The 16,136-nt window shown below is 64.6% G+C and carries 10 protein-coding genes; all 10 read right to left on the bottom strand.

All coding sequences use genetic code 11. The features are described from left to right. A complete protein-coding gene (locus tag HBA54_RS05630) occupies positions 1-1,041 on the bottom strand; it encodes a 2-hydroxyacid dehydrogenase (protein ID WP_167222241.1) in 1,041 nt (346 codons plus the stop codon). Next, positions 1,038-2,597: an FGGY-family carbohydrate kinase gene (locus tag HBA54_RS05625; protein WP_167222239.1), complete on the bottom strand. Its 1,560-nt coding sequence runs from the start codon at positions 2,595-2,597 to the stop codon at positions 1,038-1,040. Before HBA54_RS05625 ends, HBA54_RS05630 begins: the two co-directional genes overlap by 4 nt. Further along, positions 2,594-3,721, bottom strand: coding sequence for an ABC transporter ATP-binding protein (locus HBA54_RS05620; protein WP_167222237.1), 1,128 nt, complete (start codon positions 3,719-3,721; stop codon positions 2,594-2,596). The genes HBA54_RS05625 and HBA54_RS05620 overlap by 4 nt, the downstream gene beginning before the upstream one ends. Beyond that, the gene (locus tag HBA54_RS05615) at positions 3,718-4,830 is read right to left on the bottom strand and encodes an ABC transporter ATP-binding protein (RefSeq protein ID WP_167222235.1); all 1,113 of its coding nucleotides are present in this window, start codon (positions 4,828-4,830) and stop codon (positions 3,718-3,720) included. The genes HBA54_RS05620 and HBA54_RS05615 overlap by 4 nt, the downstream gene beginning before the upstream one ends. Before the next feature lie 3 nt (positions 4,831-4,833). Further along, complete coding sequence (locus tag HBA54_RS05610) at positions 4,834-5,691, bottom strand: carbohydrate ABC transporter permease (RefSeq protein WP_167222233.1); 858 nt, start codon at positions 5,689-5,691, stop codon at positions 4,834-4,836. 3 nt (positions 5,692-5,694) lie between these two features. After that, complete coding sequence (locus tag HBA54_RS05605; RefSeq protein ID WP_167222231.1) at positions 5,695-6,618, bottom strand: carbohydrate ABC transporter permease; 924 nt, start codon at positions 6,616-6,618, stop codon at positions 5,695-5,697. Positions 6,619-6,684: 66 nt separating this feature from the next. Further along, positions 6,685-8,127, bottom strand: coding sequence for an extracellular solute-binding protein (locus tag HBA54_RS05600; protein WP_167222229.1), 1,443 nt, complete (start codon positions 8,125-8,127; stop codon positions 6,685-6,687). Between the two features lie 52 nt (positions 8,128-8,179). Beyond that, the gene (locus HBA54_RS05595) at positions 8,180-9,163 is read right to left on the bottom strand and encodes a sugar-binding transcriptional regulator (protein ID WP_205944433.1); all 984 of its coding nucleotides are present in this window, start codon (positions 9,161-9,163) and stop codon (positions 8,180-8,182) included. A 235-nt stretch (positions 9,164-9,398) separates the two neighbouring features. Then, complete coding sequence (locus tag HBA54_RS05590) at positions 9,399-9,932, bottom strand: hypothetical protein (RefSeq protein WP_167222224.1); 534 nt, start codon at positions 9,930-9,932, stop codon at positions 9,399-9,401. A gap of 202 nt (positions 9,933-10,134) precedes the next feature. Beyond that, positions 10,135-15,981: a beta strand repeat-containing protein gene (locus HBA54_RS05585; RefSeq protein WP_205944432.1), complete on the bottom strand. Its 5,847-nt coding sequence runs from the start codon at positions 15,979-15,981 to the stop codon at positions 10,135-10,137. Positions 15,982-16,136: the final 155 nt, after the last annotated feature.

Genomic DNA, 16,136 nt, shown 5'->3' with positions numbered 1-16,136 from the left:
TCAACAGGGGTTCAGCGGCGGCTCGCCGGCGATCCAGCGGCGCACTTCCTCGGCGGCCTTGGTGGCGGCGATGCGGACGGTCTTCACCGAGGCCCCGGCGATATGCGGCGTCAGGGTCACGTTCGGCAACTGCAGCAGCGGCCAATCGGGCGGCGTCGGCTCGATGGAGAAGGTCTCCAGCATGGCGCCGCGCAGCCGGCCCGTGGTCAGTGCCTCGTAGAGCGCATCGTAGTCCATCAGGGGGCCGCGTGCCGTGTTGATGACTACCGCTTCCGGTTTCATGGCGGCGAAGGCCCCGGCGTCCAGCATGCCCCGGGTCTCTTCGGTGACGCGCGGATGCAGGGTCACGACATCGGACTCGGCGAGGAGCTGGTCGAGCCCGGCCATGATCACGCCGCCGGCCGCATCGTCGGGCGACAGCTGGACATAGGGATCGGCGACCAGGACCCGGCAGCCGAAGGCGCGCAGCAGCCGCACCACCTTGGTGCCGACGTTGCCGTAGCCGATCACGCCGACAGTCATCTCGGAAAGTTCCTTGCCGGTCACGTCGGCGCGGTAGAGGTCGCCGCGGTATTCGCCCCGGCGCAGGGCGTCGTGCCCCTTGGTGATATTTCGGGTTTCGGCGATGATCGCGCCGATGGTGAATTCGGCCACCGCCGAAGCGTTGCGCCCGGGCGTGTTGACCACCGTGACGCCCTGGCCCGCCGCCGCCGCCATGTCGATGTTCACCGGCCCGCCGCGCGACACCGCGACCAGCCGCAGGTCCGGCATGGCGGCGAACATCGAGGCGGAAAGGGGGGCGAGATGGGTGACCAGCACCGGCGCCGCACCGACGTGCCCGATCACGTCGTCCGGCTCGCCCATGTATTCCTTCAGTCCGTCCATGCCGGCCTTGGCATAACCGTGTTCCATCGGCTCGTCCGGCCAGGGCAGGTCTATGCTGCGGCAGACGACCGCGCCGCCGCAGGCCTCCTGCAGGGCCTCCTCGAACATTGCCGAGAGCATGAAGCGGTCGCCGATGATGGCGACTTCGGTGGTCATGACAAAACGCCCCGCGCGGTATTCATCGCCGCCCAGGCCGGGGTCATGGTCCGCCGCGTTGCGACATAGGCCTCATAGAGCGCGTCATAAACCCCGGTCATCTGCGGGTCCGGCGCTTCCGGCGCCTGCAGCAGCGGCGTCACCCAGGCTTCGGAGCAGGCGGCGATGTCGGGATAGAGGCCTTGCTGCACGGCGGCGATCATCACCGCACCGGCGGCGCCGGCTTCTCCCTGCGCCACGGTGCGCACCGGCGTGTTCAAGGTTGAAGCGAGGATCGACTTCAGGCCGGAAGAGCGCGCCGCGCCGCCGGTCAGGCGGATCTCGCCGGGCATCGGCCCCATCGCCGCGTAGCAGTCGCGCGCCGCCAGGGCGAGGCCGTCATAGACCGCACGGACCATGTCGAACCAGCCGGTGGTCTGGTCCAGGCCGGTGAAACTGGCTCTGGCGGCGGGTTCGGCAAAGGGGCCGCGCTCCCCCGCCGAGGAGATATAGGGATGATAGAGCGCCGCGCCGGGGCGGGCGGCCATGACACGGTCGTCCAGCCCCTTCAGCAGATCATCCAGGCTGCGTGCCACGCCTTCGCTCGCCAATACCTCCTGGGCCAGGCCCAGGACCCAGTCGATGTTCAGGGTGGCGGCCATGTTGGTCTGCATCTGTGCGTAGGCGCGACCGGGAAAGGCCATGGTGTAGCCGCAGCGCGCATCGTTCAGCACCACGGCCCCGGCGTCCGGTACGAAGCGCATGTGCATGCCGGTGGAGCCGAGCACGGTGAGGCCCGGACGGACCGCGGCGTCGTGAAGGCCCGCCCCCATGGCGCAGCACATGATGTCGACATAGCCCAGCGTCACCGGCAGGCCGGCGGGCAGCCCGGTCGCCGCGGCGGCCTGCGCCGTCAGGCCGTGCGCCGTGACGGCGCCGTCGACGATGGGGGGCAGCAGGTGGCGCAGGTCCGCAAGATCCAGGGCCTGCAGTACGGCATCGGAATAGTCCCGGGTCCGGTAGTCGCCGAAAGTGAAGACCCCTTCGGTGGGGTCGCTGGCGCGCTCGGCCGTCAGGTTGAAGTAAAGCCAGTCCTTGCAGTGCAGGGCCGTCGCGGCGCGGTCCAACAGTTCCGGTGCGTGGCGTTTCATCCAGGTCAAATGCGTGCGCATCTGGCAGACATTCACCCCGGCGCCGGTCGTGCGATAGATCAGGTCGATGCCGTCGGAGGCGGCGATGTCGCGGGCCTCTGCCGCCGCGCGGGCGTCGAGCCAGAGCCAGCCGTCATGAACCGGGATGCCCTCGGCGTCGATCAGCCAGCAGCCGTCGCCCTGGCCGGTGACGGAGAGCGCCAGGGCGCGCCCGGCCAGGGCGTCGATCTTCTCGCCCAGTTCGCGCAGGACCGCGGCCGTGTCGTCCCAGGTGCGGCGCATGTCCTGTTCGACGCCGCCGTTGGCCAGGGTGGCATAGTGGTTGCGGCGGCTGGTCATGGCGATCTGCCGGCCCGCAAGGTCGAAGGCGACCGCCTTGATCACAGAGGTGCCGGCGTCCACACCGATCAGGATGTCCTGCTTCATGCCAAAGCTCCGCCATGACTGATGGCCATGCCGCTTCGCGTGTCGAAGACGTGGAGGTCTTCCGAGGCCAGGGCGACACCGATGGTCTCGCCCTTTGCATAGCGCGTGCGGTCGTGTTCGACCGAGACGATGGCGCCGCCGGCAAAGCGCGCCGCAATGTGGGTTTGATCGCCGAGCCATTGATTGGCCGTGATCTCGGCTTTTGCCCCTTCATCGGTGATGCGGACCGCATGGGGCCGCACGCCGATGGTGACCTGCGGCTTCTTTAGGAGGGCGGCCCGCAGCGCCAGAGAGAACTCGTTCTCCGCATAGTCGAGGGTGACGCCGCCGCCGAGCCCGAAGACAAGCCGCCCGGCTTCGCTGCGCACCTCGGCATCGAAGACATTCATCGGCGGCTCCCCGATGAAGGCGCCGGTAAAGAGGTTGGCGGGGCGGTTTTTGAGATTCGCCGGCGTATCGAACTGCTGCAGCACGCCTTCTTCCATCACGGCGATGCGGTCCGCCAGGGCATTGGCCTCGGTCTGGTCGTGGGTGACCAGGATCGCGGTCAGGCCGCGCTCTTTGATGAAATGTTTGATGCGCCCGCGCAGCAACGCGCGCAGCTGCGGTTCGAGCTGACCCATGGGCTCGTCGAGCAGGTGCAGGTCGGCGCTGCGGATGAGGGCGCGCCCCAGGCTTACCCTTTGCTGTTGCCCGCCGGAGATCGAACTCGGGTAGCGCTCGAGCACTTCCTCGATCTCAAGCAGCTGGGCGATCTCCGCCACTTGCCGTGCAACCGCGTCTTTGGCGAGGGACTGGGACTTCAGGGCGAAGGCGATGTTTTCCTGCACGGTCAGCGGGGGATAGAGGGAGTAGCCTTCAAAGGCCATGGCGACATTGCGCTTGGCCGGCGCCAGGCGATGGATGTCGCGTCCGGCGAGTTGTATGGAACCCTTCGAGACTTCCTCGAAGCCGGCGATCATCCGCAGGGTCGAGGTCTTGCCGCAGCCCGAGGAGCCGAGCAGAGCAACGATCTCGCCCTCCGCCACGGCCATGTCCAGGCCCTGCACGGCATGCACCTCGTGGACGCTGCCGGGATTGTAGAACTTGTCCACGGCTTGCAGATTCAGCATTGCCTTGCTCATGCCGCGGCCTCGCTCTTTCCGCCACCGCGATGCTGCGGGGCGATCCTTTCCTGGGTTGCCCGGTCGAACAGCAGGGCATCGGTCGCATCGACTTCGATGCGCGCAGTGCCGCTGCCCGGCGCCGCTGTGCCGGCGGGCCGCGAGATCAGGATCTCACGTTTTCGCGCGGTCACCACCAGGGTCACGGTCTTCTCGTTGAAGGGCGTCTCGGCCTCGATCTCAACCGGGATTCCGTCCGGACTGTCGGAGAAGCGCAGGGCCTCGGGCCGCAGGCCAAGGACGCAGTCCCTGCCCACCGCCGCCTCCAGTCCGCTGTCCAGGGGGACCCGCTGATCGGAAAGGCGGGTGAAGACGCCGCCGCCGTCCTTTTCCGGCACCACATCCAGAAGATTTATGGTCGGATCGCCGAAGTGGCGGGCGATCTCGACCGAGGCGGGCCGGCGATAGATATCCTCCGGCGTGCCGATCTGGGCGATCCGTCCGCCCGACAGCACGGCGATGCGGTCGCCCAGCGCCATGGCCTCTTTGTAATCCTGGGTAACGTAGATCACGGTGGCACCCTGGTCGGCCAAGAGGCGCGGCAGTTCCAGGCGCATCTCAAAGCGCAGCTTGGCATCGACATTGCGCAGCGGGTCGTCGAGCAACAGGATTTCGGGCGAGGCTGCCAAAGCGCGGGCCAGGGCGGTGCGCTGCTTCTGGCCGTTGGAGAGGGCGCGCGGCGGATGGCTCAGCACATGGCCGATCTTCAGCAGCTTTGCCACCTGCTCGACGCCTTCCTGGATCTTTTCGCGCGACCAGCGCCGCGCGGTCAGCGGGCTCGCGATGTTGTCGAAGGCCGTCATATGCGGGAAGAGGGCGAAGTTCTGAAAGGCCATGCCGATGCCGCGGTGCTCCGGCGGCACATCGCTGATGTCGTTACCGCCGATGGTAATGCGCCCCTCCTCCGGATCGACGGCCCCGGCGATGCAGCGCAGCAGCACGGTCTTGCCGGCGCCGGAGGGCCCGAAGAGGATTGTCGTTTCGCCTTCGGCCACGGTGAAGGAAACGCCGTCAAGAACGGTCTCGTTCTTGAAGCGTTTGGTGAGGTTCTCGATGCGCAGTTCGGGCATGGCCTAACCTTTCACCGCACCGAGCGACAGGCCCTCGACGAGGTAGCGCTGGGCATAGAGGGCAAGCGCCAGGGTCGGCGCGATGGAAAGCACGATGGCCGCGGCGATCTGCCCGTACTGGATGCCGGAGGCGGTGACGAAGGCGAGCGCACCGACGGTCACCGGCTGCTTGTCGGCGGAGGCCAGCACCAGGGCGAAGATGAAGTTGTTCCAGGCGAAGATGAAGGCCAGCAGGCCGGCGGCGGCGATGCCCGGCCCGGCCAGCGGCAGGGCGATGCGCCGGAAGGTCGACAGCCAGGAATGCCCGGCGATGCGGTAGGCATGCTCCAGGTCCGGGCTGATATCCTCGAAGTAGCCGCGCACGATCCAGAGGATCAGCGGCAGGCAGATCAGCTGATAGACCCAGATGAGGCCGATGTAGGTGTTGGCCAGGCCGATCTGCTGGAAGTAGAGCGACAGCGGCAACAGCACCAGCAGCGGCGGGGCGAAGCGGAAGGACAGCAGGGTAAAGGCGACTTCCTCGGAACCGCGGAACTTATGCCGCGCGAAGGCGTAGGCGGCGGGCACGCCCAGCAGCAGTGCCACGGCGACCGAGCCGGCCGACAGCAGGATCGAATTCCAGAGGTTGCGCATGAAGGTGATGTCCATGGAAGCGACATTGGAATCGAGCTTGCCGGTAACGATGGCAATGTAGTTGCGGAAGGTCGGCTCGAAGACCATGGAGGGCGGGCTGCGCAGAATGGTCTCGTTGGTCTGCAGGCTCATCAGCACGATCCAGAAGATCGGGAACATGAAGAACAACACCACGGCGCTTAGGGCGATGCCCCGCAGCCCTTTCTCGACCGGTGACATGTGATCCATGGTTCAGGCCTCCCCGCGCGCGCGTTCGCGCAGGCGCAGCCAGTTCTTGATGAAGATGTTCGACAGGAAATAGGTGATGACCCAGAGGATCATCAGCAGCGCCGCCGAGCGGCCGACATTCATCGACTGGAAAAAGTTCAGATAGGCCTCGACCTGGAACACCATCAGGGTATCGCCCGGCCCGCCCTGGGTCAGCGCATAGATGATGTCGAACTGCTGGATCGAATCGAGCAGGCGGAACAGCGAGGCGGTGAGGATATAGGGGGTCAGCATCGGCAGGGTGATGCGCCAGAACTGCTGGACGCGCGGCACGCCGTCCAGCGCCGCCGCTTCGAAAGGCTGGGTCGGCAGGGAGCGCAGGCCGGCCAGCAGCAGGATCATGATGAAGGGCGTATAGACCCAGATGTCGACCAGCAGCACCGTGAAGAGGGCGGTGTCCGGCGAAGAACCCCAGCGGAAATCGGGAAAGCCGAGCTGTGCGGCGAAGTAGCTGAGGATGCCGAAGTTCGGGTTGGTCATCAGCTTCCACATCAGGGCCGCGAGCGCAGGCGCGGTCATCAGCGGCATCAGCAGCATGATGGAGATGAAATTGTTGAGCCGGCTGCGCTTCTTCAGCAGCAGCGCGATGCCCAGACCCAGCAGCAGTTCCAGCCCGACCGTCAGGAAGGCGTAGGTCAGCGAGACCTGCAGCGTGTTCCAGAAGTCCGGGTCGGAGAGAAAATTCAGGTAGTTCTCGCCCCAATTCATGCCGCGGTTCCAGGGCTGGGACAGCCGGAAACGCTGCAGCGAGTAGAAGACCGCGGTGAAGAAAGGCACCAGGATGGCGATGCAGACCAGCAGAGCCGGCAGGCTCAGCAGGTAGGGCAGCACCCGGCGCGAGACCGAAAAACGGCGCCTGGGTATGGAGGTGTCGCTCGCCGTCGCCATGGCGATCATCCTTCGAAGAAGAGAGAGCAGCGGCCCACCGCGAGACGGCAGGCCGCTGGCTCAGGTTCAGCCGAGGCCGGCGTCCTTCAACTGACGGTCCACCGAGGCCGCAAGCTGATCGAGGCCTTCGTCGACCGGCAGTTCCTTGGCCACCATCTTCTGCAGGCTCGATGCCCACTCCGTCGTCAGATCGAAGAACAGCGGCTGTGCCGTGAACTTGATGCTGGCGCCGGGCGCGGAGACATCGTGCATCGCGACATAGCCGGGATAGCTTTCGTCCAGCCGCTTGCGGAAGCCGCTGTCGGCCCAGACCGATTCGCGCACGGGATTGACGAAGTCCATCTTGGTGGCGCCGAAGAGGCCGTGCTCGGGGCCGGAGGCCCACTGCATGAAGTACCAGGCAGCGTCCTTCTTCTGGGAGAAGTTGGACATCGACAGCGACCAGATCCAGATGTTGGGCGTCGGTGCCGAAGCGGCCGGGTTGGCGGCGAAGGGCGCATAGGCCAGCTTGCCCGCCATGGCATTGTCGCCGCCGTTCATGAAGTAACCCAGGATGTCGGCATCGAAGATCATCGCCGACTTGCCGGCGCCCAGGTCGGTGCCGACCTGATACCAGGTGTGGGACGACCAGTCCGCCGCGCCGCTGTCCTGGATCATCTTCACCCAGTCGGCGTGGAAGGCCTTCGAGCTGGCGGTGTTCATCGCCGCCGAGAGCTTGCCGTCGCCGGCGAGATTCAGGTCCTTCTCGCCGAAGTTGGCATAGGCCGAGAGGAAGCCCGGATGAATCGTCGCCCAGCTTCGCGAGCCGCGCACACCGATGCCATAGGCGCCGTCGATGTCCTTGGTCGCCTTGGCGGCAACCTCCATCAGTTCCGACATGTTGGTCGGCACCTTGGCGCCGATCTGCTTCAGCATGTCGGCGTTGTAGGCCAGGTTGTTCTGCTCGTAACCCCAGGGAATGCACCACTGCTTGGCATCGTCGGAGCCGAGCTCGCCGCCGGGCTGGCCGTTCCAGGCGCAGGACTTGCGCACGCCCTCCAGCATGTCGTCCCAGTTGTAGGTGGGAGAGGTCTTGCTGTCGTCCTGGATCCACTCGTTGAGGTCGGGAATCCAACCGGCGGGCCCGTAGGTCCAGGTCATATAGGCGCCGGTCATGAAGGCGTCGTATTCGCTGGAGCGCGAGGAAAGCGCCGCTGTCACCTTGTCGAAATAGACGTCCTCGGGGAAAACGTCATAGCTCACTTCCATGCCGGTGAGGGCCTTGAAGTTCTCCAGGTTGGCGATCATCGCATCGGTATAGGGGTGCTTGTTCAGCAGCAGCTTCACGCCGGTGCCGGCATGCTTTTTCCAATCGAAATCGGCAGCCATGGCCTGGGTCGAGACCATGTTCACCAGAACCCCGGCGGTGGCGGCGGAGACGCCGAGAGCGCCGAGGCCGCGGATCATATTCCGGCGGCTCATCTGCCCCCGGCGGAACGCGTCTATGAGATCTTTTTCTTTCTCGTACATTGTGTTCCTCCCGTTTTGCTCTTCTTTTTGGGTCTGCAGCCGAGGCTCCGGCTTACAGCGCTTCGACAAGGCGTCGAGCAGTTGCCTCGTCGATAATCAGTCCAGTCAGCATTTCGCTGCGCAGCGCCGCGCGAATGGCGTCGACCTTGCTCTCGCCGCCGGCAATGGCGACGACTTCGCGGCCGCGCAGGCTTTCCAGCGCCGGGGCCATGACCCGCCTGTCGTAGGGGGTCGCCAGGATGGTTCCCTCGGCGGTCAGGAACTGGCCGAGAATTTCCGCCGCTGCGCCCAGGCGGCTGAGTTCGGCGATGGCGTCCGGCCCGTCCAGCGCATCCGCCGAGGCGCCGCCGCCCGAGCTGTCCATGTCGCCGATCCCGACGACCACCAGAGAGGCCTTGGCGATCAAGTCCATGGTCGCCGCCAGGCCGGACTGGCCCATCATCACCTGTTTGTCCTCGGCGGAGTTCGCAAACAGCGGCGCCGGCATCAGGTAGGCCTCGGCCTTGGTCTTGCGGGCCAGGTTGTGGATCACGTCGTAGGGATTGGCGGCGTAGCTGCGGGTCAGGCCGCCGAGCATGGAGACAAAGCGGATGTTCTCGCCCGGTGTCCGGCCCATGGCATCGACCGAGGCGGCGATGGTGCGGCCATGGCCGACGCCGATCACCTCATGGGCGCCGGCGGCCACGGTCTGCATCAGATAGTCGCCGCCGATGGCGCTGAGGGCGCGCAGCGGCAGCGGGCCGCTTTCCGGGGCCTCCATGGCCACGCGGCAGACCGAAAGCCCGTAGGCCGCCATCAACTGTGTTTCCAGGGCGACGCAATCAGCCGATTCGATGTCCACGAAGACGCGGACCAGCCCTTCGCTCTGGGCACGGGCGATGTAGCGATGTGCCCGGGTATTGGGAACGTTCAGGCGTTTGGCGACCTCGCTCTGGGTCAGGCCGCCGACAAAGTGCAGCCAGGCTGCCCGCGCCGCCATTTCGGCTTCGCTGCCGGCGTTGACGGCGCCGGTCCTTGTTGCCCCGGTTCTTGTCACCCCAGTCCCTGTCGATATCGGCATTTCGATCCGAATGAAAATATTTTCGTTACTGGAATATTTTTCAGATCGGCCTTTTTGTCAACCGGTATCATGACGGGACCGCCTGTGAGATCCCGGGCGGGACCGGCAATCGCGGCCCCGGGCAGTCGGCGTGCAGCCGACGCGCAGCAGTGAATATGGTCTGGCGAAGCGTTGCCTCGGTTGGTGGCGGCAGGAGACGCCGCCCTGGTCTTTACGAAACCTGCGACAGTCCCGGCGCTGGGGGAGTGGGGTTTATCCCGGGGGCGAAGCAGGCCTTCGGCAGCCTGCCGTCGCGCAACAGCGCCTGAAGGGCGGTGCAGAAGGTACTGCCAGAGACGGCCAGGACTTCTGAAGACAGCCGGACCAGCCTGTCCAGCGTAGCCCCATCGCCGCGGGCCAGGGCCATGACGCCGACGATGCTGGCCAGGATATCCCGACCGTCCAATTGAAAGATGGGCGACCTGGCCATCGCTTCGATGGTGATGAGGTCACGGAGCTGCAGCCGGCTGCCGTTCTCGAACGCGAGCAGCAGGTCCCGGTCCTTCACCGATACGGTGGCCCTCCGCGCTGACCCGGGCAGGACATAGCAGATGCCCGGCGCGAGCCGCAGACCGGCAGACTGGCCGGATTGAGGCTCCTGGACGTAGCGGGCGGCGGGGCTGCGCTTGATCGCGGCGGCTGCAGGACGGCCGTCCTTGTCAAGGGAGCAAAGCTCCCGAAACCCTGGGTGACGGTTGCTCGTCATTGGGTGTTCCGTCATTGGACAGCGATCGCCCGGGGCCGCTTCGGCGCTAAGAGCATGGAAGCACTTAGGAGCGCCCAAGTCCGCTGTCAGGGGAAGTAGGGGTCACAGAACAGCCGGACTTGGAACGCCCCTACCGCGCTTAGCCTAAGGGTTCCCAAGGTCGCCGCATCACCCGAACGGGTGATGCGGCTTCGCTTCTTATTCAGACCGTGGAAAGATTCAGGCTGTCGGCGTTCAAGTCACCGGTGACATTGGTCACCGACACGATGACGATATCGAAGGCAGCGTCTCCGTTGCTGTCGATGGAGATGATGGCGTCGGAACCGCTCGCGTCCTGTTGAATGTCGACGCGGCCCGCACGTTCGACCTCATCCTCGGCAACGCCGAGGCTGTCGAAGAGCGCATCCAGGTCGATCCGGTCGCCGTCCGCGCTACTGAAGCCGTCGATGAGGTCGCCGGCATCCTGCAGAGCTTCGTAGGCGAAGACATCGCCGCCCGCACCGCCAACAAGCGTGTCCGCACCGGCGTCGCCGAACAGCGTATCGTCGCCCTCGCCGCCGTAGAGCAGATCCGCGCCGCCGTCGCCGGCCAGATCGTCGTTGCCCAGACCGCCGAACAAGGTGTCGTCGCCGTCGCCGCCGTCCATGGTGTCGGAACCGTCGCCGCCGAAGAGAACATCGGCACCGGCGCCGGCCTCTGCGTCGTCATCGCCGCCACCGCCAACGATCGAGTCGTCCCCTGCGGTGCCGACGAAGATGTCTGCATCGGCGCCGCCCAGGAAAACATTGCCGCTGTAGCTGCCGTCGGTGAAGATCTGAAACACCCCATTGGTGTTGCCGCCACCGGAGTTGTCGAAGGTGTTGTCTTCGATATCAGTGGTCGTATCGCGTGCCCGCAGACCGAAGTTGTAGGTCAAGCCGGTGAAGCTGTTGCCGGTGATGCTGGAGTTTTCCGCATCGATGGTGACCAGGAAGTTGCCGAAGAGTGTGCCGCTGACATCTTGGGGCGCGCCAGCGGTTCCGGTCAGTTCGTTGTTCTCGAAGACGATCCCGCTTTTGTCGTTGCCGCCGATAAAGACAAGAGCGCGCGGTACGTTGTTGACCGTGAACTGTTCGGAAAAGTCGGCATTTGCGACGGTCGTGCCGGTGAAGGTCTGGCCGGAGAAGATATTGTCCGAGATGACAAAGTCGGTATTTGCAAAAGCATACTCGGTCAGCAGCCCGGCCTCGCCCTCGGCACGGATATCGTTACCTGCGATTCCCGCGTTGGCATGAGCACCCTGAAAATACAACGCCGCGTGCTCGATCCCGGGGGTTGCCACGTCGTAGCCGATGATTGTGAAACCATGCCCGATGGTCCCGATCTGCACACCGTCGGTATCGTTGGTTACCATGACAGTGCCCAGATTGCCGGCGCCCGACGAACCCTGGATGATCGCGCTGTCGCGCCCCTCGGCGGAGATCAGCTTGACAGCCTTATCGATGGTGATGTTTTCGTTGTAGGTGCCGGCCGCCACCAGGATGGTATCGCCCTCACTGGCGTTATCGATGGCGTCCTGGATGGTGAGGTAGTCTCCGGATCCGTCTTGCGCAACCGTGAAATTGGCTTCGACTACGACCTTCATCTGAGTTTCGGCGACAATCTCGCCGGTCGAATTGTCGGTCACCGTCAGCACGAATTCGTAGCTGCCCGGTGCCGTCGGGTCGTAGTCGCTGGCCTGCCAACCCAGATTCTGGGAGTTCTGGACACCATCCGTGTTGCCGTCAGGGTCTTGGTAGTAATCTTCCGCACCGCCCTTTGATGCCCGATGCGTGATCGGATTGAAGTTCAGGATGCCCTCGCTGCGGTTGCCGTTGATGTCGACGAAGTCGGCGGTGATGGCGATGGTGTAGTTCGACAGGTCGGCGGCGCCGTAGTCGACGACGCTGTAGTCGAAATTCCACAGTCCCGCGGCCCCGGAACTGATGCCGGTTTCGGTGTGGTAGGTCAGGCCGTCGGAATCCGCGTCGCCCTGGTAACGGAGCTTGGTCTTGATCGCGGCCTCGATTTGGACTTCCGTGTTGTCGTGGATCACGAAGTTGACGTTGGAGTTGCCGGTTCCCGGGTGGAAATTATCGCTGTTTTCGTTGCCACCGATTTCTCCGGGTGCAGCATCTATCTCCGGAACGCCTCGGGCCAGAGTCGCGCCGAAGCGCAGCGTTCCATCGTCGAACTGCAGGTTCTCGATGCCGTTCAGCGTATCGCTGCCCTCGTCACCGTCGTCCGGGTTGGTGTCGGTCAGCGTGAAGCCACCATCCGCCGTGGCGACGATCTCGAAATCGGAACGGTCGCCAAAGTAGGAAGCGGTGTCATCGCCGTCCCCGCCGGTGATGGTGTCGTTGCCGCCGCCGCCGTAGAAAAAGTCGACGGCGTTAGTGCCGGCCAGCGTGTTTGCCTCGTCGAGAACGTCATAGGGTGACGGCAGGCCATTTGGGTAGTCGATCCCGTGGGCCAGATCCCAGCCGATGGTGCCGGAGGCCGCTGTGAAGTCTGTGTAGTCGCCTTGGTTATCGACAGCACCGGCGTGATAAGGGCGGTCGCCAAAAGCTTCCGCCGCCTCGGTTCGCGGATCGGGTTGGGCTTCCGGTGCCAGATTGGTGAATCGGCTTGAGATGGGGCCGTCGCCCAGGTTGCCCAGCAAGTTGTCGTGCAGGGTCTGTTGGCGCCCGTCCGGCTCCGGGGCTACTTTCACCAGATCCAGGATCGCCTCACCACCTGCCGCCAGGTAGCGCACGTAGTCGTTGCCAAGATAGGCAAAGTCGGTGTTGACCGGCAGATTGAGAAAATTGCCGCCGGCAACATAGCTCGCATCCAGGTGAATCCAGAAAGCGGCGAAAACCGATGCATGGTTGCCGTCAATCGTCAGGTTTTCCGGAACCAGCGATTTCTCATCCGCCAGGCCGTCGAATTCCAGGGCCAGCAGATTGTTCACGCTCGGCGCAGTGCCGTCGTTGGGCAGGGTAAGGCCCGTATTGACGATATTGACCGCGGCGCCGCCCGAAATCGTCAGCGTCTGATCGTCGACCAGGGGGCTGGCGTTCGGGAAAGCCGCCGCGATCTGGCCGCCGTCCAGCTCGATACTCTGACCGCCCGAAGTCGTGATCTGCGTCAGTTCACCAAGGCTGGTAAAGGTAACGGCAGCGGCGCTGAGGCCGGAGACATCCAGATCCGTCACGCCGGACAGCTCATCGGCATTGATGGCGATGGCGGTACCGGGGCTCAACACCGAGACTCCGCCGCCGCTGAAGTTGTTGTCGGCAATCAGATCGTCATCGTCATAGTTGTCGTTGCTGTCGCGGATCGCCGGGACCAGGTCCGACGTCTGAAAGTCGTTGCCGGTGATCACGGCGCCGTCGCCGAAGATCTCCAGGTTTCCGAAATTGCTGTAGCCCTCGAAGGTATTGCCGGTGATGACGGCATCATCCGCTTCCACACCCAGCAGCAGGCCTGCACCGGGGGTGCCACCGATGCCCGCAACGGGGGGAGCACCAGTGAAGGTGTTGTCGATGAAGCGGACGTCGCTGGAGGCGTGGTCAGGCCCCAGGCTGGCTTCGCCATTGTTGTAGGCCACGGCCAGCGGTCCGTCGGCCTGCATGTCGTTGTCGCGTACGGTCAGATCGTCGATCTGGCCGCCGGTCAGCAGGGCATGGCCCGTACCGCCATCGATAGTGTTGCCTTCGATCACGATGCCTTCGTTGTCGCCGACCACATAGACCGCCGCCAGGTCGCCGTCGCCGGTGGAGATGTTGAAGCCGTTGTCCGAGCCGCCGAGGGTCACGTCGTCGACGTCTGACTTGATGCTGACGGCGGCACCCTGATTGACGCCGGTGCCGGTGATGGTCGCGCCATCGCCAAGAGCCAAGAGGGTCAGCGACTTGTCGATGGTGATCGGGCCGTAGTCGCCGTCCGCGACCAGGATGGTATCGCCCGCCTCGGCGGCGTCGATGGCGTCTTGAATGTTTTCGAAGGGATGACCCTCGCCGACCAGCAGGACGTTGCTGTCGGTGAAGGCGATGTCTTCGACGTTGGTCAGGCTGTCGGTGTCGCCGCTCGCCGTCTCGGTGATCAGGATCTCGCCGGTCTCGCCGCCGGCGAACGTAAAGCCGCCGATATCGGCGTCGTAGCGCACGATGTCCGTGCCGTCGCCGCCGTCGATGGTGTCGCTGCCGGGGCCGCCGACGATATCGTCGTTGCCGGCCCCGCCGTTGATCGAGTCGTCGCCGGCGCCACCCAAGAGGATGTCGTTACCGCCGCCGCCGTTGATGGTGTCGTTGCCCGCACCGCCGGATATAGCGTCGCTGAAGTCTCCGCCGGTCAGCAGATCATCACCGCCCAGGCCGTCGATGCTCTGGCCTGATGTGTCGACAGGATCGGCGACGAAAACGTCGTCGCCCTCGGTCAACGTCTCGGAACCGGTGACGCTGCCGACGTTGGCATCTGCCGCCTCACTCTCGATATCGTCAACATCAGTGAAACCGTCAACGGCAGTGCTATCGCTGTTTTCGACCGCGTCCTCGATGGCGTCGGCAGCCTCGTCCTGCGCCACCTGGGCGACCTGCGCCAGATCGGTCAGAACCTCTGTGGCATTGCTGTCATCATCAATCTCGATGTTTTCGACCGCTGTGTTGGTCGCGGCAATTACATTCGTGGCGTTGTCGACGTCGTCGTTGTCGAGATCGGTGTCATCCACGTTGTTCGCCGCTTCGGTCAGGACGTTTCCAATTTGACCGTCGTCGGTCAGATCGGTGTCGGTTCCGGCGCCTGCATTGTCGGCGATTTGTTTGGCGATGGCGTCATAGGCGGCGTTGGAGGCGCCCTCCGTATCGCTTGCTCCGCCGCCCTCCAGGGCGGCCTTTACCTGCGTTGCCGTATTGGCCACCTGGATACCGGCTTTCACGACTTCCAGCGCTTCGGTATCGCCGCCGGCGGCGGCGGCGACCGGATCGGTGTTGGAAAGATCGAAGTCCTCGGCGATCCCAAAGGCTTCCTTGACGGCGGCTTCCGCTTCTTCGGCGGTTTGATCGCCGTCTTCGACAAGCTGCTGCACCAGCGTGGTCAACGGCGTGATGACCGTGGCGCCCGCCGGGGCCTTCAGAACGCCTTTGAAGGCGAGGCCGGTGGAAACGTCGGTGCCGCCGACGGCGATCAGCGGGCCGCTACCGCCTTCCAGAGTGAAGTTGCCGTTGATGTCGGTGATGGTGGAAACCTCACCGTCATCCAACTGGCCATTGCCGTTGGCGTCGCGGAACACGGTGGCATTGGCGATGTAGCCGTCGACCACCTCGCCGGAGATAATCTCGATCGTAGGACCGCCATCCCCGCCGGTGGTGCTGCCGGTATCCGTCGTAGTCTCGATTTCCGTGCGGCCGGCCACGACGACCGGAAAGCCCGAGATGACGGTGCCGGAAGAAACCTCGGGTCCGACGTCGCCGCCAAGCGCGCCGCCGACACCGCTCAGGGCGTCGCTGCCCCCGCTGAAGCTGTTGCTTCCGGTGTTGTCCTGGTACTGGGTGGCGCCGCCGCCCAGAGCCGGTTGGCCATCGCCTCCGCCGCCTGCGGTTTCCAACGCCGGACCGGCCGGGCTCTGTTCCGCCTCGCCGGCGTCCTCGCCGCTCTCTCGTGCGAAGGCCAGGGCGCTCTCAACCAGGGCGGTGATGTCGTAGTCGACGCCGGCGATCTGAAACACCGGGGCGTCCGGCCCTTCAGTCATGCCGGCGAGTTCTAGGAAGACGATCCGCGAGTCCGCGCTGCCGTCGCCGTCGCTATCGAAAGTCAGGACGAGATTCTGCCCCTCGACGGTGATCCGCGCATCCGCCGGATCGAAGTCGAGAAGGTAAACAGCGCCGGTCTCACCGGTCACTTCCAGGGTCTCCCCGGCAGCCGGCTGATTGACCGTCAGTGGCGCCTGTGCCTGGCCCTCAAGCGCGGAAACCCCCGCATCACCTTCGACTGCGGTGTTGTCCGCATGCTGCTTCGCCGAGCCGCTCATTGAGCGCTCGTTAATGTCCATCGACCCCATGTGCACCTTGCTCCCTTTTTTTGAACCGCCGACCCCCAATCGACGACTGATGTAAAGCAAAGGTTGTGGTTCGGCGTCACCCCTAGGGGTGAATTTAATTGATGGTTTCTCATCAAGCTGTCCGAAAACACTAATCAATTCAGTTT

The sequence above is a fragment of the Pelagibius litoralis genome (assembly GCF_011683915.1).
GTDB lineage: Bacteria > Pseudomonadota > Alphaproteobacteria > Kiloniellales > Kiloniellaceae > Pelagibius > Pelagibius litoralis.
This window is presented reverse-complemented; position numbering and strand designations above follow the sequence as displayed.